At 42.6% G+C, this 20,317-nt stretch carries 19 protein-coding genes, 2 tRNA genes, 2 rRNA genes and 2 pseudogenes (1 of these 25 running past the window's edge); 16 read left to right on the top strand and 9 right to left on the bottom strand.

The window, feature by feature from the left end:
* The 9 genes from ATG71_RS02985 to ATG71_RS02945 all read left to right on the top strand — a co-directional run.
* Positions 1-261 (top strand): 23S ribosomal RNA (locus ATG71_RS02985) (it extends 2,675 nt beyond the left edge of the window).
* A gap of 102 nt (positions 262-363) precedes the next feature.
* Positions 364-480: ribosomal RNA gene (rrf, locus tag ATG71_RS02980) — 5S ribosomal RNA — on the top strand.
* 79 nt (positions 481-559) lie between these two features.
* Positions 560-633, top strand: a tRNA-Met gene (locus ATG71_RS02975).
* A 117-nt stretch (positions 634-750) separates the two neighbouring features.
* Positions 751-827, top strand: a tRNA-Asp gene (locus ATG71_RS02970).
* Between the two features lie 167 nt (positions 828-994).
* Positions 995-1,450 carry a tRNA (adenosine(37)-N6)-threonylcarbamoyltransferase complex ATPase subunit type 1 TsaE gene (tsaE, locus tag ATG71_RS02965; protein WP_098438439.1) on the top strand — a complete coding sequence of 152 codons (456 nt, stop codon included), beginning with the start codon at positions 995-997 and terminating at the stop codon, positions 1,448-1,450.
* Positions 1,447-2,145: a tRNA (adenosine(37)-N6)-threonylcarbamoyltransferase complex dimerization subunit type 1 TsaB gene (tsaB, locus tag ATG71_RS02960; RefSeq protein ID WP_098438438.1), complete on the top strand. Its 699-nt coding sequence runs from the start codon at positions 1,447-1,449 to the stop codon at positions 2,143-2,145. Before tsaE ends, tsaB begins: the two co-directional genes overlap by 4 nt.
* A gap of 21 nt (positions 2,146-2,166) precedes the next feature.
* Positions 2,167-2,604, top strand: a complete 438-nt coding sequence (gene rimI, locus ATG71_RS02955; protein ID WP_286162898.1) for a ribosomal protein S18-alanine N-acetyltransferase — start codon at positions 2,167-2,169, stop codon at positions 2,602-2,604.
* Positions 2,601-3,617, top strand: coding sequence for a tRNA (adenosine(37)-N6)-threonylcarbamoyltransferase complex transferase subunit TsaD (tsaD, locus tag ATG71_RS02950; protein WP_098441708.1), 1,017 nt, complete (start codon positions 2,601-2,603; stop codon positions 3,615-3,617). Before rimI ends, tsaD begins: the two co-directional genes overlap by 4 nt.
* Positions 3,618-3,777: 160 nt before the next feature.
* On the top strand, positions 3,778-4,995 hold the full coding sequence (locus ATG71_RS02945) for an ISL3 family transposase (RefSeq protein ID WP_098438319.1): 1,218 nt from the start codon (positions 3,778-3,780) through the stop codon (positions 4,993-4,995).
* Between the two features lie 317 nt (positions 4,996-5,312).
* Here the strand turns inward: ATG71_RS02945 and ATG71_RS02940 are convergent, their stop codons facing one another.
* Entirely contained in the window at positions 5,313-7,253 is a 1,941-nt protein-coding gene (locus ATG71_RS02940) for an ABC-F family ATP-binding cassette domain-containing protein (protein WP_098438437.1), read from the bottom strand.
* A gap of 191 nt (positions 7,254-7,444) precedes the next feature.
* On the opposite strand from ATG71_RS02940, the gene ATG71_RS02935 reads away from it, so the two are divergent.
* The 3 genes from ATG71_RS02935 to tatC are packed head-to-tail and all read left to right on the top strand — an operon-like array spanning position 7,445 to position 9,130.
* Positions 7,445-8,122, top strand: coding sequence for a redox-sensing transcriptional repressor Rex (locus ATG71_RS02935; RefSeq protein ID WP_034766052.1), 678 nt, complete (start codon positions 7,445-7,447; stop codon positions 8,120-8,122).
* A gap of 54 nt (positions 8,123-8,176) precedes the next feature.
* Complete coding sequence (locus ATG71_RS02930; protein WP_034766054.1) at positions 8,177-8,347, top strand: twin-arginine translocase TatA/TatE family subunit; 171 nt, start codon at positions 8,177-8,179, stop codon at positions 8,345-8,347.
* Positions 8,348-8,362: 15 nt separating this feature from the next.
* Positions 8,363-9,130: a twin-arginine translocase subunit TatC gene (gene tatC, locus ATG71_RS02925; protein WP_098438436.1), complete on the top strand. Its 768-nt coding sequence runs from the start codon at positions 8,363-8,365 to the stop codon at positions 9,128-9,130.
* A 15-nt stretch (positions 9,131-9,145) separates the two neighbouring features.
* Here tatC and ATG71_RS02920 read toward each other — a convergent pair whose 3' ends face one another.
* Both ATG71_RS02920 and ATG71_RS02915 read right to left on the bottom strand, forming a co-directional pair.
* Positions 9,146-9,355, bottom strand: coding sequence for a YdiK family protein (locus ATG71_RS02920; RefSeq protein ID WP_098350996.1), 210 nt, complete (start codon positions 9,353-9,355; stop codon positions 9,146-9,148).
* On the bottom strand, positions 9,352-10,095 hold the full coding sequence (locus tag ATG71_RS02915; protein ID WP_098438435.1) for a CPBP family intramembrane glutamic endopeptidase: 744 nt from the start codon (positions 10,093-10,095) through the stop codon (positions 9,352-9,354). The genes ATG71_RS02920 and ATG71_RS02915 overlap by 4 nt, the downstream gene beginning before the upstream one ends.
* Positions 10,096-10,387: 292 nt before the next feature.
* Here ATG71_RS02915 and groES point away from each other — a divergent pair, with 292 nt between their 5' ends.
* Positions 10,388-10,675, top strand: coding sequence for a co-chaperone GroES (groES, locus tag ATG71_RS02910; protein WP_034766060.1), 288 nt, complete (start codon positions 10,388-10,390; stop codon positions 10,673-10,675).
* Between the two features lie 55 nt (positions 10,676-10,730).
* On the top strand, positions 10,731-12,365 hold the full coding sequence (groL, locus tag ATG71_RS02905; RefSeq protein ID WP_034766062.1) for a chaperonin GroEL: 1,635 nt from the start codon (positions 10,731-10,733) through the stop codon (positions 12,363-12,365).
* Positions 12,366-12,469: 104 nt separating this feature from the next.
* Here groL and ATG71_RS24060 read toward each other — a convergent pair.
* The 5 genes and pseudogenes from ATG71_RS24060 to ATG71_RS02880 form a co-directional block, all read right to left on the bottom strand.
* Positions 12,470-12,618: pseudogene (locus tag ATG71_RS24060) on the bottom strand (tyrosine-type recombinase/integrase); the annotation flags it as partial.
* Positions 12,611-13,115: pseudogene (locus ATG71_RS02895) on the bottom strand (YbaK/EbsC family protein). The pseudogenes ATG71_RS24060 and ATG71_RS02895, both read right to left, overlap by 8 nt.
* A gap of 142 nt (positions 13,116-13,257) precedes the next feature.
* Entirely contained in the window at positions 13,258-14,769 is a 1,512-nt protein-coding gene (locus tag ATG71_RS02890; RefSeq protein WP_098438434.1) for a succinyl-CoA:acetate CoA-transferase ScpC, read from the bottom strand.
* 163 nt (positions 14,770-14,932) lie between these two features.
* A complete protein-coding gene (locus ATG71_RS02885; protein WP_098438433.1) occupies positions 14,933-15,577 on the bottom strand; it encodes a LytTR family DNA-binding domain-containing protein in 645 nt (214 codons plus the stop codon).
* A 256-nt stretch (positions 15,578-15,833) separates the two neighbouring features.
* Positions 15,834-17,096: a benzoate/H(+) symporter BenE family transporter gene (locus ATG71_RS02880; RefSeq protein WP_179886440.1), complete on the bottom strand. Its 1,263-nt coding sequence runs from the start codon at positions 17,094-17,096 to the stop codon at positions 15,834-15,836.
* Between the two features lie 123 nt (positions 17,097-17,219).
* Here ATG71_RS02880 and ATG71_RS02875 point away from each other — a divergent pair, with 123 nt between their 5' ends.
* Both ATG71_RS02875 and ATG71_RS02870 read left to right on the top strand, forming a co-directional pair.
* Positions 17,220-18,089 (top strand): LysR family transcriptional regulator, encoded by an 870-nt coding sequence (locus ATG71_RS02875; protein ID WP_098438431.1) that lies wholly within the window; start codon positions 17,220-17,222, stop codon positions 18,087-18,089.
* Positions 18,090-18,277: 188 nt separating this feature from the next.
* Positions 18,278-18,706: an ASCH domain-containing protein gene (locus ATG71_RS02870; protein ID WP_098438430.1), complete on the top strand. Its 429-nt coding sequence runs from the start codon at positions 18,278-18,280 to the stop codon at positions 18,704-18,706.
* A 250-nt stretch (positions 18,707-18,956) separates the two neighbouring features.
* Here ATG71_RS02870 and ATG71_RS02865 read toward each other — a convergent pair whose 3' ends face one another.
* Entirely contained in the window at positions 18,957-19,985 is a 1,029-nt protein-coding gene (locus ATG71_RS02865) for a zinc-binding alcohol dehydrogenase family protein (RefSeq protein WP_098438429.1), read from the bottom strand.
* Between the last annotated feature and the right edge of the window lie 332 nt (positions 19,986-20,317).

The raw sequence follows: 20,317 nt of genomic DNA, 5'->3' as shown, positions 1-20,317 counted from the left end.
AGAGGAGCTGTCCTTAGTACGAGAGGACCGGGATGGACGCACCGCTGGTGTACCAGTTGTCTTGCCAAAGGCATCGCTGGGTAGCTATGTGCGGAAGGGATAAGTGCTGAAAGCATCTAAGCATGAAGCCCCCCTCGAGATGAGATTTCCCATCACGTATGTGAGTAAGATCCCTAGAAGATGACTAGGTAGATAGGTCAGAGATGGAAGCATGGCGACATGTGGAGTTGACTGATACTAATCGATCGAGGACTTAACCATAAAGAGTCATATTTATATGAACAACAATTGGTCGATATTCGGCTTTCTTGACATCAATCCTTTATCTGGTTTTGAAGGAACAATCCTTCAATTGAATATTCGTCTGGTGATTATGGCGAAGAGGTCACACCCGTTCCCATGCCGAACACGGAAGTTAAGCTCTTCAGCGCCGATGGTAGTTGGGGGATCTCCCCCTGTGAGAGTAGGACGTCGCCAGGCGAAACAATTCTTTTTTGCACAATCACTTTATTTGTGAAGGTGCATATAGTAATATAGAAGATAGTAATATTTTTATCGTCGCGGGGTGGAGCAGTTCGGTAGCTCGTCGGGCTCATAACCCGAAGGTCGCAGGTTCAAATCCTGTCCCCGCAATACCATTTTTGCTTGTTTTTAATAAGAGGTTACTTTGATCTTTTATGAGTCACGCAAGGATAGTTATTTTCGCTAACGCAGAATATGGAAACCTATTTTGCTAGCGCAAAAAGCTTTGGTCCGGTAGTTCAGTTGGTTAGAATGCCTGCCTGTCACGCAGGAGGTCGCGGGTTCGAGTCCCGTCCGGACCGCCAATTTTGTTCATTCAAACGAAACGTTGTTTCGTTTTTTTTATTGTCTTTTTTCAGAACCTTTACTCTCATACCCCAAAAAGGGTAAACTACATATATACATTCTCCCTTAGGGTAACAAATGATCCTAAGGTTTTTTTATACGCTAAATGATGATTGAGGAGATTAACATGAATCAGTTTGAGATTATGACGAACAGTCCGGAGGAAACAGGCCAATTTGCAGAAGAGCTTGCAGGACTTTTAAAGCCAGGGGCTGTGTTGACGCTGGAAGGTGATCTTGGGGCAGGGAAGACGACGTTTACTAAAGGACTTGCCAAGGGTCTTGGGGTGACTAAAACCGTGAATAGTCCCACTTTTACCATTATTAAAGAATATAAGGGGCGTCTGCCTCTTTATCATATGGATGTATACAGGCTGGACGATACCTTTGAAGATTTGGGGTTCGATGAATACTTTGAAGGAGAAGGTGTGACCGTCATTGAGTGGGCTCACTTAATAAAGGATCAGCTTCCGAAAGAATTATTAAGCTTATCGATTTACCGGGAAGGCGACTCCAAGAGAAGGATCGTATTGAAGCCGCAAGGAAATCGATATAGTGAATTGTGTAAGGAGATTGTGTCATGACGATATTATCGATAGATACCTCCAATTATCCGTTTGGGGTTGCCCTGATTGAAGAGGATAAGGTAATTGGGGAATACATCACGTATATGAAAAAGAACCACTCTGTGAGAGCCATGCCGGCTGTCGAACAGTTATTAAAAGACTGTGGGGTAGGGGCAAAGGAATTAACGAAGATTGTTGTTGCGAATGGTCCCGGTTCCTATACGGGCGTACGAATCGGGGTCACCTTGGCTAAGACCCTGGCATGGTCATTGAATATCCCCCTGATCCCGGTATCCAGTCTCGCGACATTGGCTTCGTCTGGACGATATTTTCCAGGTTATATCGTTCCGTTGTTTGATGCGAGAAGAGGACAGGTATATTCAGGACTGTATGAGTTTCAGGGAGATCGATTGGTTTGCGTGGAAGAGGACCGCAACATCATGCTCGATGAATGGGTGACAAAGTTAAAAGAGTTAGATAAAGAAGTGTTATTTGTTGGAAATGATGTCTCCATCCATAAGGGCATGATTAAGGAAGTTCTTGGAGATCAAGCGAGAATCGCACCTTTTGTCAGTCATAATCCCCGTCCTTCTGAACTGGCTTATATCGGACTGGTTTTAAAAGAGATGTCGGCACATGAAGTGCTTCCCAACTATATACGGATGGCGGAAGCAGAAGTGAAATGGCTGGAGGCCCAAAAAAAATCTGAATAGAAGATAAAGGATCGTTACAATATGGATATACGATTTATGACAGTTGATGATTTAAACGAGGTCATGGAAATTGAAAATCAATCTTTTAGCATTCCCTGGAGCCGGGACGCTTTCTTGAATGAAATTGAGCATAACCACCTGTCTACCTACCTCGTTGCAGAAGATGGAGACAAGCTTGCAGGTTACTGCGGCGTGTGGCTGGTCGTGGATGAGGCCCATATCACAAATGTAGCCGTGCTCCCTGATTACCGGGGACGTGGCTTGGGGGAAGGCCTTATGCGTAAGATAATGGATATAGCGATTGAATTTGGCGCTCGCGTGATGACACTCGAAGTCAGGGTTTCAAATATGCCTGCGCAGCACTTATATCGTAAGCTCGGTTTCAAAGACGGCGGGATTCGTAAAAGGTACTACTCGGACAATCAAGAGGATGCTTTAGTAATGTGGGTGAATTTATGAAAAAAGATACATTAGTATTGGGAATTGAAACAAGCTGTGATGAGACAGCTGTGGCGATTATAAGAAATGGAACAGAGATTGTGACGAATATAGTTTCATCTCAAATTGAAAGTCATAAGCGATTCGGTGGAGTGGTCCCTGAGATTGCATCGCGTCATCATGTGGAGCAGGTTACGTATGTACTAGAAGAAGCCCTTGAACAAGCCGGGATGACGATGGAGGATATAGATTGTGTCGCTGTCACGGAAGGTCCTGGTTTGGTAGGCGCACTACTAATTGGGGTGAACGCTGCCAAGGCTCTCGCTTTTGCCCACGATAAACCGTTGGTGGGAGTCCATCACATTGCAGGGCATATCTATGCGAATCGCTTAGTGAAAGAGATGAGGTTCCCCCTTCTTTCCCTGGTAGTTTCCGGAGGACATACGGAGCTTGTGCTCATGAAAGATCACGGTTCCTTTGAGGTTATCGGGGAAACACGCGATGATGCTGCAGGAGAAGCATATGATAAGGTAGCACGGACATTGGGCCTTCCATATCCAGGAGGACCACATATCGACAGGCTGGCACATGTTGGGGAAGTGAGTCTTGATCTGCCCCGGGCCTGGCTGGAAGAAGGATCCTATGATTTTAGCTTCAGTGGTTTGAAGTCAGCGGTTATCAACACGCTTCACAATGCCAAACAAAAAGGAATGACCATTCATCCAGAAGATTTGGCTGCGAGCTTTCAAGCAAGTGTCATTGACGTGTTAGTAACTAAAACGGTTAAGGCTGTAAAAGAGCATGGAGTGGAGCAAGTACTACTTGCAGGCGGAGTTGCGGCCAATAAAGGCTTGCGTGCTGCCCTCCAGGAAGCCTTTGAGGAAATGGAAGCGGAATTGGTGATCCCTCCTTTATCCCTCTGTACAGATAATGCCGCTATGATTGCAGCCGCAGGAACGGTGTTATTCCAACAAGGAAAAAGAGGAAGCATGGATATGAATGCTCATCCAGGACTTGATATCGAGAATTTTTAAATGGGAAAGCTTGAACGACACATCGTTCAAGCTTTTTTTTTAGGTTCTATAATATTTGTTGGGGTTCTTACACAATTTGAACATAAAAAATGCACGTAATCATCCAGTCTTTTATACTTGAGTTGTCGAGAAACAAGTATAGATTGGAGATACGTGCATAATGAATTCTAACATAATTTTACCGGGTTTTGAAGATACATTGGTTACGAAAATGGAAGAAGTGGAAGCGAGACTTTGTATTTATGTAGAAATGCCAGTTACAGCTCACAGATGTCCGGTTTGTACTACTTCCACCCATAAGATTCACGACTATCGGACACAAAAAATTAAGCATTTAAAACTGTTTGAAAGACACACACTCATCTTTTACAAACGAAGAAGGTACGCTTGCCCTTGCGGGAAGAAGTTTGCGGAAAAGAATCCCTTTGTGAAACGATACCAACGGTTATCTCTCGAACTGAACCAAGCGGTTAAAATTCGTAGTATTAAAGGCAAAACCTTCAAGGAAACGGCAGAGGTGTATGGAACATCCTCTTCAACGGTCGTCAGGCGCTTTGATCAATTGGCAAAGGAAACGGTTAACGAGGAAGCGAAGGAATTGCCTAAGGTCATTGCCATTGATGAATACAAAGGCGATACCAAAGAGGGTAAGTACCAGCTCATCATCGCAAATGGCATCACCAAAGAACCCATCGACATCCTTCCGAATCGGTACAAAAACACGATTAAGCACTATCTTAGAAAGTATGGCGCTCAGGTAGAAGTCGTCGTCATGGATATGAGTCAATCTTTTAAAGCCGCTGTCACGCAAGCACTTGGGAAGCCTATTATTGTGGCGGATAGGTTTCACTTTGTTCGGTATATTTATTGGGCTCTTGATAACGTAAGGAGAAGAGTTCAATCCAGCTGGCATGACTACGATCGGAAGAAATGCAAAAAAATGCGCCACGTATTCTATAAAAAGTCTTGTAAGTTAACAGAGGACAATCGATGGTATCTTCAACGGTACCTGGATATGTCCCCTGAATTAAAGCAGGCTTATGAATTGAAAGAGCTCTTCTGTCACTGGTTCGATGAGGCTAAACAAAATGGAGAAGAGAACATCCAACAAACCAAACATGACTTATATTCCTTTTACAAAGCTATTGATGAGGCTGGCATACCAGAGTTTCAAAAAGCAGCGCAAACCTTAAAAAATTGGCAGATTGAAATCTTAAATAGCTTTATGTACAACTACTCCAATGGCTTTTTGGAGGGAATCAATAACTTAACGAAAGTGATGAAGCGAAACGCATTTGGATTTCGAAGCTTTACGCGTTTTCGAGCTAAAATATTATTAACACATAAGTATAAAAGGTTGGGTTCACATATTGGATAAGGGTGAAGCAACAATCACTTCACCCCAACATTTGACGTTGAACCTTTTTTTACTGTCTGTTGATATCCTGTGAGTAATGCACAGAATGAATCACGGAGAAGGGTAATGGAAGGAACGAACATACGTTTTATCAACAGGTTGTGGACAAATTGTTAATAACTACTTATTTAGTGTGTATACGTTGTGAAAAACATGAGTAATTTTTGTGGATATTGTGGAAAACTACTGTGAATAACGTTATAAAAGTATTTTGGTTGTGGATAATAATGTGGAATAAGAAAGGATTGGGGAATGATAGTTATCCCCAATCCTGTGGATTACTGCTCTTCTTGAAGTAGTTCTTCCAGCTCGGTCCATTCTTCCAATAAAGAATCAAGCTCTTCTTTCACTTTCGTGAGTGATTCATTAATATCCTGGACCTTCTCATGATCTTGAAAGATTTCCGGATCGCAAAGAAGATCTTCTTTTTCCTGAATGGTTGTTTCGAGTGATTCCATCAGGCCTTCTATTTCTTCGACTCTGCGCTTTCGTTGACGTTCAAGCTTTTTCGCTTCTTTATCAATCTTGTGGGATCGTTTTAAAGTCGGCTCCTGCAATTGTTCACCCTGTTCCATGCGTTCAATTGCCGCCAGTTCTTCCTGCTGCTGTAATTTTTCTACATAATAATCGTAATCGCCAAGGTACTCCGTCGAACCTTTCTTGGATAGTTCAATGACCTTTGTGGCAATTCGGTTGATGAAATACCGGTCATGGGAAACGAAGAGGATGGTCCCGGGATAATCAATCAGGGCATTTTCCAACACTTCTTTGCTATCCAGATCAAGATGGTTCGTCGGCTCATCCAGGATCAGGACGTTCCCTTTTTCCATCATCAGCTTGGAGAGGGCTAAACGGGCTTTTTCTCCACCGCTCAGGGTAGAAACGGGCTTTAGGACATCTTCTCCCGAAAAGAGGAAGTTGCCTAGGACCGTCCGGATTTCTTTCTCCATCTTCATCGGGTATTCGTCCCACAGTTCATTTAAGACCGTCTTGTTGGATGAGAGTTCGGCTTGTTCCTGGTCATAGTAACTGATGGTCACATTCGATCCGAATTTAAATGTGCCGTCAAGTGGGTGTAGTTTGTTCACCAATGTTTTTAAAAGCGTCGATTTCCCGATTCCGTTCGGTCCGACCAGGGCGATGCTGTCCCCTTTTTTGACAGAGAAGTCAATATGGGAGGAAATGGTCTCGTTCTCCCCATATCCGATGGTAAGGTCCTGGGCGTGGAGAACATCATTTCCGCTTGGGCGATCGATCTGAAACGCGAAATTGGCGGATTTTTCATCCCCGAGGGGACGGTCCAACATATCCATGCGCTCTAATTTCTTCCGTCGGCTTTGTGCCATCTTGGTGGTGGATGCCCGTGCGATGTTCCGTTGGATAAAGTCTTCGAGCTTTGCGACTTCCTGCTGTTGACGCTCGAACATTTTGAGATCTTTCTCATAGTCTTCCGCTTTTTGTTCAAGATATCTGCTGTAGTTCCCGTGGTATTTCTTACTCCTATTTCGGGAGATTTCATACACCTGATTGACGACGCTGTCTAAAAAGTAGCGATCATGGGAAACAATCAGGACGGCTCCTTCATAGCTTTGAAGATACGTCTCAAGCCACGATAAGGTTTCGATATCCAAGTGGTTGGTCGGTTCATCAAGGATGAGGATGTCAGGCTTGGTCAGAAGAAGCTTACCAAGGGCAAGACGGGTTTTCTGACCGCCGCTCAATGTGGAAATCTTCGTTTCGTAATCAAAATCGGCAAAGTTCAATCCGTGAAGGACGGAACGGATATCGGCTTCATACTGATAGCCGCCGGAGTCTTTGAAGAGAACCTGGAGTTGATCGTATTCCTTCAATACCCGTTGATAGACATCCTCTTGTTCATATACCGAAGGATCGGCCATTTGCTGCTCCAATGATCGTAATTTCTTTTCCTGCTGTTTCAATTCCTCAAAGACGGTCAGCATCTCAGACCAGATGGAAAGATCCGATTCGAGACCCGTGTTCTGGGCAAGATACCCGATGGAGACGCCCTTTGGCTTTGTGATTTCCCCGGAATCGTAGGAAAGGTGACCTGCAATAATTTTTAGAAGAGTCGACTTCCCCGCGCCATTACGGCCGACAAGGGCAACACGATCTCTAGTCTGTATTTCAAGTTTAATATTTGATAGGATATTATCTGCACCGAAGTTTTTTGTTAATTGATTCACTTGTAAAAGAATCATGACGTTTCACCTCTATTTCATAGTGCTAGTGTACCGTATAAGAGAGGGGAACGGCAATAAAACACCTATTAATCTTCGTACACTTAGGATAAAATATAGTGTATGATGAGTAGGAGAGTTTAATAAATTCTGGATGCTTTCAATTTTGGAAGCGGTATCAGAGGTTTTGAATAGATGTGGGGGAATACAATATGAACCAGGATACAACGAAAATTCCACAGGCAACGGCCAAGCGCCTTCCGCTATATTATCGATTTATCAAGAATCTGTACTCATCCGGTAAGCAGAGGGTTTCATCAAAGGAATTAAGTGAAGCGGTGAAAGTTGATTCTGCTACGATCCGCAGGGACTTTTCTTATTTTGGTGCATTGGGTAAAAAGGGATACGGCTATAATGTCAATTATCTGTTATCCTTCTTCCGTAAGACACTGGATCAGGATGCCCTTACGAAGGTTGTGCTGATCGGGGTGGGGAATCTTGGTACAGCGTTTCTTCATTATAATTTCATCAAGAATAATAATACGAAAATCGAAATGGCATTCGAAGTAGATGAAAAGAAGGTCGGGACGCAAATCAGCGATGTACCCGTTTTTCATTTAGATGATTTAGAAGAGAAGCTTGTGGGGCATGATATTGAAGTAGCGATCCTGACGGTGCCGGCATCCTCTGCTCAGAATATCACAGACCGATTGGTTTCTTCGAATATAAAGGGGATACTGAATTTCACCCCTGCGAGATTGACGGTGCCCGACCATATCCGCGTCCATCATATCGACTTGGCGGTGGAACTTCAGTCACTCGTTTACTTCTTGAAACATTATTCAGAGGATGACACGGAAATGTCACAAGATGGAATCATAACAGAATAGAAAATTCTTCATATTTACGTTATGATAGAATGGTAAAAGAGGAGGTGTCTCATTATGCCAGGTCCAGGTAGCCTCGTATTAATAGCAGTCGTTGCTTTACTTATTTTTGGTCCTAAGAAACTTCCGGAATTAGGAAAAGCAGCAGGAAATACATTGCGTGAATTTAAAAATGCAACAAAAGGCTTAGCAGATGATGAAGACGAAAAAAATAATAGTGCTAAGTAGAGTAGGATGAACGCCATGAGTCAAAGAGACATGACAGTTTATGAACATATAGGAGAATTGCAAAAACGACTCATGTTTGTAGTCGTTTTCTTCTTGTTAGCAGTTGTTGTAAGCTTCTTTCTTGCAGAACCGCTGATCAGATACTTACAGCATGCCGATGAAGCGAAAGAATTAACCATGAACGCCTTTCGTATCACAGATCCTCTGAAGATCTATATGGAAATGATCATGTTCATTGCTTTGATCATGACATCCCCTCTCATTCTCTTTCAGGTCTGGTCTTTTGTCAGTCCGGGTTTATACGAAAGAGAAAGAAAAGTGACGCTTAGTTATATTCCAGTTTCCCTTATCCTTTTCTTAGGTGGATTGTCATTTTCTTATTTTATTTTGTTTCCATATATCGTGAAATTCATGATGGGTTTATCAACGAATCTAAATATAGAACAAGTGATTGGAATAAACGAATATTTTCATTTCTTATTCCAGATCACGATTCCTTTTGGCTTTCTCTTTCAGTTACCCGTAGCCATGCTTTTCCTTACACGGTTAGGTATTGTCACACCGATGATGATGGCAAAGATGAGGAAAGCGGCCTACTTTATCTTATTGGTCATCGCGGCCCTTATCACGCCACCCGACATTGTGTCCCATCTAATGGTGACGGTACCGCTGTTCATACTATATGAAATCAGCATCTGGATTTCCAAGATCGGATACAAAAAGGTGCTTGAGGCAGAGCAAAAGCTTGAAATGGAACAGTACGAGGATATAAATAAGGATTGATCAAATGATCAATCCTTATTTTTTGTTCTTTATTTGTTTTTTGATCTTGAAATGCAGCATGACCATCCGTAACCCGGAACCGAAGTCCAGGGTCGCAAGAAAGATGAGCATATACGTGAAAAATCCCCAACCTTCATCATTCTGTACGTTTTGTACAGCAAAGTATGTGAAGAGCACACCGAGAAGGAGATAGATCACTCCTGAGAATAATGGTGATCTCCTCATAGAAATAATCCTCCAATAAATCCTTGTATTTTTTCAGCTTCGTTCATCATTTTATCGATTTCGTCCTTATAGATAGATTGCATTAGAACGACCGTTGTATTCATGGCCACGTGAGCAAATATTGGCACCAGGATCCGTTTCGTTTTCACATAAAGAAAGGCGAAGGTGAAGCCCATTGCGGAATACAGGATCACATGCTCCGGCTCGAAATGGGCAAGTGCAAAGATGACCGAACTGATGAGAGCAGCAAAGAAGAAATGCATCTTCTCGTAAAGCACGCCGAAAATGATTTTCCTGAATACGATCTCTTCCAGAATGGGTCCGATGATGGCCGCGACCAGCATGGATAATGGAACCTTTTCAATGATGCCGATAATCATCTGGGTATTTTCAGAACCCATTTGAATTCCTAATGCATATTCGACTTGTATCGCCACCGATTGAGCGATGAACGCCATGAAAATCCCAAGAACCGCCCAAACAATCGAACGGCCGGTACCCATGGGAGCACTCCGTTCAAGCCGGGTGCTTGTTTCGCTTTTCCTGAGGATGCCTCCCACAATGAGAAGGGTCAGCGTGAAGCTGATGACGAGCCAGTATCCGGGGACAAGGCTCCGTACCGTCTCATCGGGTAACCCGAGGACGTCGACACCAATCTTATATAAAAGGGGTACCCCGACAATGCTTGAAAGCTGCATGACGATATAGGCAATTAAGATAAATCCAAAATGTTTTTTCAACGTTTGATCTCCTTTAGCACCTGTAAGATAACGATCAACATAGTTACTCCTGTACAATTCTACTAAGAAAAGCGGAACTGTTCAAATCTAAGGGTTTCTTTCACCCTGGAATATATGGGGAAAGGGGGCATAGGATAGGAGGGTGTGAAAAAAAGAGAAATATGACGAAAAAAATTTTAGGCAGGACTCTTGCAAAATGAAAACGAATTAATTAATATAATAGTTGTGTTAGCACTCACAGTGAGCGAGTGCTAATAAAAAACATTTACATAATTCAAGGAGGTTGTTTCACTTGTTAAAACCACTAGGTGATCGCGTCGTTATCGAGCTAGTTGAGTCAGAAGAAAAAACAGCAAGCGGTATTGTGCTACCGGATTCCGCAAAGGAAAAGCCACAAGAAGGTAAAGTGATGGCTGTAGGTACTGGGCGCATTCTTGACAACGGTGAGCGCGTTGCTCTTGAGGTAGCTGTCGGCGATCGAATCATTTTCTCTAAATACGCTGGTACAGAAGTGAAATACCAAGGCACAGAATACCTGATCCTTCGTGATAGCGATATTCTGGCTGTAGTTGGCGAATAATTAAATTTCCGTAAAGTAAACCATACATTATTTAAATAAGAGGAGGACTTTATCAATGGCTAAAGATATTAAATTCAGTGAAGAAGCACGCCGTTCCATGCTTCGCGGTGTCGATCAATTAGCAAACGCAGTAAAAGTAACTCTTGGACCAAAAGGACGTAACGTGGTACTTGAGAAGAAATTCGGTTCACCACTTATTACAAATGACGGTGTAACCATTGCGAAAGAAATCGAACTTGAAGATGCATTCGAAAACATGGGTGCAAAACTGGTTGCTGAAGTAGCAAGCAAAACAAACGAAATCGCCGGTGACGGTACAACGACTGCAACGGTCCTTGCTCAAGCAATGATCCGTGAAGGTCTTAAAAACGTAACAGCTGGTGCAAACCCTGTCGGTGTACGTAAAGGGATCGAAAAAGCGGTTCAAGCTGCTATCGAAGAACTAAAAGTGATCTCTAAGCCAATCGAAGGCAAAGATTCCATCGCTCAGGTTGCAGCAATCTCAGCAGCTGACGAAGAAGTCGGTCAACTGATCGCAGAAGCAATGGAGCGCGTTGGAAACGACGGCGTTATCACAATCGAAGAATCCAAAGGTTTCACTACTGAACTTGATGTAGTAGAAGGAATGCAGTTCGACCGTGGATATGCATCTCCATACATGGTCACTGATTCTGATAAAATGGAAGCTGTCTTAGAAAATCCATACATCTTAATCACTGACAAGAAGATCGGAAACATCCAGGAAGTACTTCCTGTCCTTGAGCAAGTCGTACAACAAGGTAAGCCACTATTAATGGTAGCTGAAGATGTTGAAGGTGAAGCTCTTGCAACGCTTGTTGTAAACAAACTTCGCGGAACATTCAACGCAGTAGCTGTTAAAGCTCCTGGCTTCGGTGACCGTCGTAAAGCAATGCTTGAAGACTTAGCGGTTCTTACTGGTGGAGAAGTGATCACAGAAGATCTAGGCTTAGACCTTAAATCTGCGAACATCACTCAACTTGGCCGCGCTGCGAAAGTAGTCGTAACGAAAGAAAACACGACTGTCGTAGAAGGTTCCGGAGATCCAGAAAAAATCGCAGCTCGTGTAAACCAAATCCGTGCTCAATTAGAAGAGTCCACTTCTGAATTCGACAAGGAAAAATTACAAGAGCGCCTTGCTAAGCTTGCAGGTGGAGTAGCAGTCGTGAAAGTTGGAGCTGCAACTGAAACTGAGCTTAAAGAGCGTAAACTACGCATCGAAGACGCACTTAACTCTACTCGTGCAGCAGTAGAAGAAGGTATCGTATCCGGTGGTGGTACAGCACTCGTGAACGTATACAACAAAGTAGCATCAATCGAAGCGGATGCAGATGTAGCAACTGGTATCAACATCGTGCTGCGTGCTCTTGAAGAGCCGATCCGTCAAATCGCTCACAACGCTGGACTCGAAGGTTCTATCATCGTAGAACGTCTGAAGAAGGAAGAAGTAGGCGTTGGATTCAACGCAGCTACTGGTGAGTGGGTCAACATGATCGAAAAAGGTATCGTAGATCCAACCAAAGTAACTCGCTCTGCACTGCAAAACGCAGCGTCTGTTGCAGCAATGTTCCTGACTACCGAAGCAGTAGTAGCGGACATTCCTGAAGAAGGCGGCGGCATGCCGGATATGTCCGGTATGGGCGGCATGGGTGGAATGGGCGGCATGATGTAATCTGCCCCGATAAACCCAGTAATAACGGGATATTTAGACCTTTATATACTTGAAAAATACCGAGGGTAAAAAATGGGTAACATTTTCTAAAATAAGGGTTTGAATTAGAGGTTTTCCATGAGTTCTTTGAACTTTTGGGAAGCCTCTTTTTTCATCTCTTTGTTACATGTAAATAAACATTTTTAGTTGTTTTCTCGTCCTTGTGTCCTAATCGTTCCTTTATTTGTGAAAGACTTACCCCAGTCTCAGCTAAATAAGGAGGTATGAGCATATTCTTCTTCCCACTCTTTACACACATCAATCCACTCATTGGCAGATGAATAGAGGAAAAGTTCCCCTGGCGTCAATTTGATTGCAGAGTTGGTGCTTCCACATGCAGGGAAAAGGTTCTCGAAGCGTTTCATCGAAATATCCAGATAGACGTCCATTTCATTCGCTAATCCGAACGGACAGACGCCACCGACGACATGGCCGGTTCGCTCCAATACTTCATCAGGCAATGAGCATGCGTGCTTTTATCCCTGTAAACTGACGGAACTTCTTGTTATCGATCTTCGCATCTCCTGCCGCAACAATCAGGATATCTTTGTCATCCGGTCCCCTGAATGACAGCGTTTTTGCAATCTGCGCAGGCATGACACCGATTGTTTCTGCTGCTTCTTCAACCGTAGCACTCGATGTTTCGAACTCCATCACGTCATTTTCGCGGTTCCACTGTTTAAAATGGGCTTTTACACTTTCCAATGACATATTTATGCCTCCTCCTTACCGATATTACGTTAGATGATACCATCCTTTAACACAGTAGAGCAATGATCTTGTATCATACCTCTGATGAATAAAACCGGATACCCCCTCTTTCAGGAAATACCCGGTATCTTTTGTTTATCCTTTAAACCGTCTCCATTTCAGTCCTAAGCATTGTACCATTCTCGGCAAGGTTCGTATGCCAGGATAGTGCTTTTTCTAAGACATGCGGGGTTTGTCCACCTCTTGTCAACGCTTCCTGATAATACTCACGAAGCTGGTCGCGGTATATAGGATGAGCACAACGCTCGATGATCAGCGCTACACGCTCTCTTGGTGCTAACCCGCGCAGGTCGGCATAACCTTGCTCAGTGACGATAACGTCGACATCATGTTCAGTGTGGTCGACATGTGAGACGAACGGGACAATGCTTGAAATTTTGCCGTCTTTCGCTATAGACTTTGTCACAAAGATCGCGAGACGGGCATTCCTCGCAAAATCACCGGAGCCGCCAATTCCGTTCATCATTTTCGTACCGAGTACGTGAGTCGAATTGACATTGCCATAGATATCTAATTCCAATGCTGTATTGATCGAAATCAATCCAAGACGGCGAATGATTTCAGGATGATTGGAAATTTCCTGAGGTCTCATGATCAATCGGTCCCTATATTTATCAAACTCTGAAAATACCTGTTTCATTTTCGCATCCGATAGTGTAATCGAGCAGCAGGAGGCAAATCGTACTTTTCCTGCATCCATCAGGTCGAATACCGCATCCTGCAATACCTCCGAATAGATTTCCAAATCCTCGAATTCAGAATGGAGCATCCCATGAAGGACAGCATTTGCGACTGAACCGATTCCTGACTGCAGTGGCGCAAGACGTTCAGTCAACCGTCCTGCTTGCACTTCCGACCGCAGGAAATCCATCAAATGCTGAGCCATGATCACTGTTTCCTCATCTGGAGGTACGATCGTCGAAGGCGAATCCTGTTGATCCGTAAAAACAATTCCTTTTATCTTATCTGGATCCACCTTTATTCCAACGTCACCAATTCGGTCATCTGGTTTTCTCAATGGAATCGGATCCCTCTCCCCTTGTTTCCCAGGCGCATATAAATCATGCAATCCTTCCAGCTCTGCAGACTGGGACAGATTGATTTCGATGATGATCGATTTGGCGTGCTGGGCAAAGTTCAACGAGTTACCGATAGAGGTGGTTGGAATGATCATGCCGTCTTCCGTAATTGCAACCGCTTCCAAAATTGCGACGTCTACCTCCATTACGTTTGCTCGCAGCAGTTCAGCCGTATGGGACAAATGCTGGTCTACAAATAAGAAGTCACCATGGTTGATCCCTTTTCGCATAGTCGGATCGGCCTGGAAAGGAAGTCTCTTACCAAGGATTCCAGCTTCAGCAAACAATTTATCAACATCTGAACCTAAAGAGGCTCCAGTATACACGTTCACTTTAAACGACTCTTTTTCGGCACGGTCGACCAGGGCGAATGGAACCGCTTTCACATCGCCTGCACGTGTAAAGCCACTTAATCCTAAAGTCATTCCATCTTCAATCCAGGATGCTGCTGTTTTTGGTGTTACCACACGGTCTCGGAGACGTGGGTCTCTAATGCAATCAAGTATATTCTCCATAAATCCCATCCCTCTAAAAATAATGAATATTACAATAATTTTAACGTTGATCGGGGGTGGGAATGGCGTTTTTAGAATAAGATACAAGAAATTCGGATGAACGACCGGATTGTGAGACTGAAACAGAATCGTAAGGAACCACCCTTAGCTTTTTCGGCTTCGCTTAAAACCCGAGCAATTTACGAAAATAGCTAGAATAGGTTTGGCTCACGGAAACCTGGGCACCATTCTTCATCGAAAGTATGAACGTAGAATGGGTATCCGGGTAGATCTCCCTGATATGATTGACATTCACAATGAAGGAACGATGGCAACGTATGAATGATTCCTTCGGCAACAAGTATTCGAATTCTTGCAACGAAGACTTATGAGTACCTGAAAACCCTTCAGTATACACATAAGTCTTCTTGTCCTTTGCCTCAAGATACATCACTTGTGAAAATGGAATCGGAATCCATCCATCAGGGGATTTGACGGTCACCACAGATTTCCCCTCGGTCAATGCAGGAAAAATTGCGGTGACACATCCTTCCAGCTGACCTTCATGGAGAAATGGAACAGCCATGCCGTGATATGGGACACCAAATATATCCCGATCAATGAATTCAGAGACTTTTTGTTTTGTTACCAAAGCTTTATGAGCAATCGTACCGTTTTTTACAGGATCTCCTGGCTTGATCTTCAAATCAAGCCGCTTACTAGGCCGATAATAAATATATTCCACTGTATTCGATACAGCGATTGAGATTTCATCAGAAAACAATTCCCCGATCACATCTAAAAGAGAAACGACAGTTATACTTTCCATCTTGACACATCCTTAGCAAATCTACTCTCACCTTATTTTATCCCTAATCTTGAATGGTTTCTATGGCTACAGAGTACCTCGGTTCACCATGAGGCTTCTTATTTCCCGTTTCTTCCGTCCACAAAGGATAATCCTTCTTTTCTAGAAAAAGAAATGCATGTACTTTTAAAAAAAGTCTTTCTTAATGACACCAGCACTATGTCTAGGTGTCCCTTTATTGTGTAATGAGATGTAACCGAGGTCTAAAGAAACGGTGTTAGGAAATTTGGTCCTTGTAAAGAGCTTCACTCAAGTTAGTTTCATTGTTTTGGTCACTTGATTCGGATTTATAAAAATCTTGTTTATCCAAGAATACGGTGGCCAAGGTACCCCCAATCAGACCCCAGAATGGCGCTCCGATATGGAAAATAGAGATCCCAGAGATTGTGATTATAAAGGAAAAGAGGGCGCCTGATTTGAATCGACCAGAGAAACTCATTCTCAAAGAGTCAACCAGTACACTAATCATGGCGACGCCACCTAGTAATTGAATTAATGAGGCAGGAATGACATGTGGAATTTGCGAAGCCATTGGAGAAAATAGAGCTAATAGACAGGATAATACTCCTAATACAATGGCAGCGACATACCTATGTTCAAGTTTGCCTGATTCTTTATTAACAAGTAAGCCCGTCATGGGACCTGCAATACAGGCTGGGTGGCCCCCAAAAAAAGCATTTATAATAGTACCGATTCCGCTCCAATTGGTCATGGCATTGATCGGTGGACGATAGCCATGGGTCTCTAACATAGCAATCCCTTGGGCATTTTGAATGGCAATAACTGTTAAGATTAATGGAATGACAAGTTCCCCTACAACGGAAAAACTAAATGTTGGAATGATAAAATGGGGAATGCCCATTGTTATATGGAGAGGCTGTACAGAAACGTTCGGCAAAAATTTAAGACAAAGAATTGCTGCAATGATCGCCCCTAATATAGGTGGGAACTTTTTTGAAAATCGTAAGAAAAATGAAAGAGCAAGAAAGACAAGTAACGGGATACCGTTGAGTAACGGATTTTTTACAACCGAGCGGATCATCTCAGTTCCGAAAGGGAGTAAGACACCTGACACCATCCCCATCATAACCGGGAGAGGCAAAACCTTCATCAATTTTGTAACAAGGCCAGATATTCCTAAAAGAAAAATAAGGATCCCGGTTATAATATAGGCACCAACCACTTGGTTGAAAGAATAATGGGTTAAGCTTGAGCCGACAAGAATGGCTCCAGGTATTGAAAAGGCATAGCCTATGGGCTGCCCATAATATAAGGAGACGATGAGCGTTAGGAGTCCCCCCATTCCATAAATGGCGAAAATCCATGAGCTGGTTATGCTTCCCGGCAAATGACCTTTTTCAGCAGCTTGCAAAACAATTAATAAGGGTCCTGCTGAACCAAAAAGCCAGGCCACAAATCCATTTGATATATTCCCAACCGATAAAAGCTTTGGAAATTGTATGATATTTTTCTTGAACAACAAAGTCACACTCCTTAAAACATATGAATTACACTACATCTTAGTGTATACTCAATTTATCAATACTTAAAATATCTGTTTTATCTTTTTACTATATCTTTTTGGTATGATGGAGGTTTCATCTTGGATATTCGACAGTTAAAATACTTTGTCACTATAGCTGAAGAAGGTAAGATCACCACCGCTGCAAAGAAATTAAATATTGCTCAACCCCCTTTGAGCAGACAACTCAAACAAATGGAAGAAGAGCTGGGCGTCGTTTTATTTGATCGAGATAACAAAAGTCTTAATTTAACCTTGGAGGGGGAAAGATTACTACTTCGAGCAAAAGAACTTTTAAATAAACTTGATGAAACAATGGTTGAAGTTCAAGAATTGAGGAAAGGCGCCAGTGGGATTTTATCTGTTGGATCCAATCTTTATTGTGCATCTTTAATTCTTTCTAAGGTGGTAGATATTCGGGAGAAAAATCCTGGTCTTACTTTCAAAGTATGGGAAGGTGAAACGATCCATCTCATAAAAATGTTATCTAAACGCCAGATTGAGATTGCAATAACAAATAGTCCAATAACAGAAAAAAGTATCTCTCAAATGCCATTGGAAAGTGATCCATATGTGCTTGTGTTGCCTGAAAAATGGACGTGGAGAGGATCAGAACAATGCAGGTTAGAGGAAATTATCGATTTGCCATTGATTCTTCTGCGGCCAAACTATGGTTTAGGTGCGTATGGGCAAATAGTCAATGAATTTCAACGGTTAGATTTAGAACCAAATATACTGTGCGAATGTCAGGATTTAATAATGTTACTTGGTCTCGTTTCATCGGGGTTTGGTGCGACGATCTTACCGCTCTCGTTACTATCCCTCCATTCATTGGGAGGATTGAGAGTCATTCAGCTAAAGGAACAGACCTTAATATCTGAACCCAAAGTAATTTGGAGGAAGAATAGTTACTTATCAAAAGCAGCAAAAGAATTTTTAAAACTTTTTTAGACACCAAAATTATTTACTTAAACGTAAAAGAGTTCAACGATGAAAAATGGAAAATAAAACAAGTGAATCTTTGTGTTTATGAAATATAATTCTGGTTTCCGAATTCCAATTAAACCTTTTTGCTAATAATATTCTTCTCTATGGACACGATAAGAGAAACGAAACTTTATAGATTGGTGGCCGTGAGAATGAAGGTATTATCTATGATTCAGCCTTGGGCAAGTCTTTTTGTCCTACGAGAGAATGAATTTGAAACAAGGTCATGGAAAACAAACTATCGCGGACCGCTTGCCATTCATACAAGTAAAAAAATAGATAAGGATGTCTGCAGGCATGTGGCCATTCGTTCGCTGCTCGGTAAGCATGGATATACAGAAGAGACACTTCCGACCGGAATGATCATTGCTGTAGGCAGGCTTGAAAATTGTCTGGAAATAACTGAAAAAAACCAGACCTCAGCAGTCCTGGAAAATGGACAAATCGTATCAGGAAATGATTATTTTTTAGGAGACTTTAATGTGGGAGGATATGCGTGGGAGGTTCAAGACATAAAGATCTTGAATGAACGTATCCCAGCAAAAGGCCAGCTTGGATTATGGGAAACTGATTTATTATGAAAGGCGATGGAGGTAAGCAGGATTTCACTTGTACATAGGAATTACAGATTAATTTTTATACTGAGGTTACTTTATTTTCATCTTTTTGTATCTATCATATGTTCCCAAACCATGAACATCTTAAAACACCACTTCTCTTTTAAAGAAGGTTCTTTGTGTAATTAAAGCCGGCTGATCCGCAGCCGGCTTTATATTTATATCAAATTGCAATTATCGGATCACCAATTTATCGCTCTCTGTAAACTGGTTTTTAAACAAAACCTTCCAGGACAATTTTACCAATCGCCCTGTTACTCTCCAAAAATTTGTGGACTTGACGGAGATTTTCTGCTGAGATCGGTCCAAGGACTTCGGCCAGTGTTGTCTTTAATTTTTGATGGTCCACAACATCAGCAATATGATTAAGCAATAGATGCTGCTCAATCATATCATCTGTTTCGTAAACAGGGCGAGTAAACATAAACTCCCACACGAAGGTGACGCTTTTTTGCTTAAGCAATTTGAGGTCCAGCGGAGAGGCTGGATCATCAATTGCGCACACAACTCCTTGCGGAGAAATAGCTTCGCTAATACCGCCCCAGTGTTTTTCCAAAGCATTCAGGCAAAAAATATACGGAACGTTTGTAAATCCAATTGCTTGAAGTTGTGGAAGGAGCGGCTCATGGTGATTAATGGTATAGTCCGCGCCCATTGATTTAACCCAGCTAACAGTTTCCGATCGGGAAGCAGTCCCGATTACAGTAAGCCCCGCTTGTTTTGCAAGCTGAGTGGCAATGGAACCTACACCCCCGGCTGCACCAATGATCAGCATAGTCTTTCCTTGGTTAGGGCCCGGATCTTGGGAAATAGCCATTCGGGTAAATAACGCTTCCCAAGCTGTAATAGAGGTTAGGGGAAGAGCTGCGGCTTCCACAAAACTTAAGGAAACAGGTTTGCGCCCAACGATTCGTTCATCGACCAGATGGTATTCACTGTTTCCGCCTTGTCGTGCAATACTGCCAGCATAAAAAACTTCATCTCCCGGACGAAACAATGAACAGTCCGGTCCTGTCTCTTCGACGACTCCTGCTACATCCCAACCTAGAATCTTAGGAACTTCCTCAACTTTTTCCTTAGGAGCCCGTACCTTTGTATCAACAGGATTGACCGATATGGCCGCAACTTTGACCAAAATGTCCCGACCCGTTGCTCTTGGTTTTTCTACAACTACGTCCACAAGACTTTGGGGATTATCAATTGGAAGGTAACGAGTTAATCCTACCGCCTTCATAGTTTTCATGATGAACCACACCCTTTCCTTATTAGTATACCCGTTATTAGTAATAGCTTAAAATAATTACTATTAGCCCTATAGTTTCTAAGCATCAGTTAAATTTATCAAACATCATTAATAAAATGGATTAAAAATGCTTCTTTTCTAATAGGTTTTGTATAGCAACATTGTAAATATAAGCTTATGCTTAATTCCGAAATATCCATTTCAGTAGGCTCATTATCAGGAATACAGGAACAATATTGCAGACCTTGTAACATATAGAGAAGTGTATAAGCTGAAAATAATGGAATAAGTTCAAAGATGGAGTGGCGGAACCGTCGAAAAAAACCTGTTAT

It is taken from the genome of Bacillus sp. es.034 (genome assembly GCF_002563655.1).
GTDB lineage: Bacteria > Bacillota > Bacilli > Bacillales > Bacillaceae_B > Rossellomorea.
The sequence above is the reverse complement of the archived record's forward strand: the minus strand, read 5'-3'. Positions and strand labels throughout refer to the sequence as shown.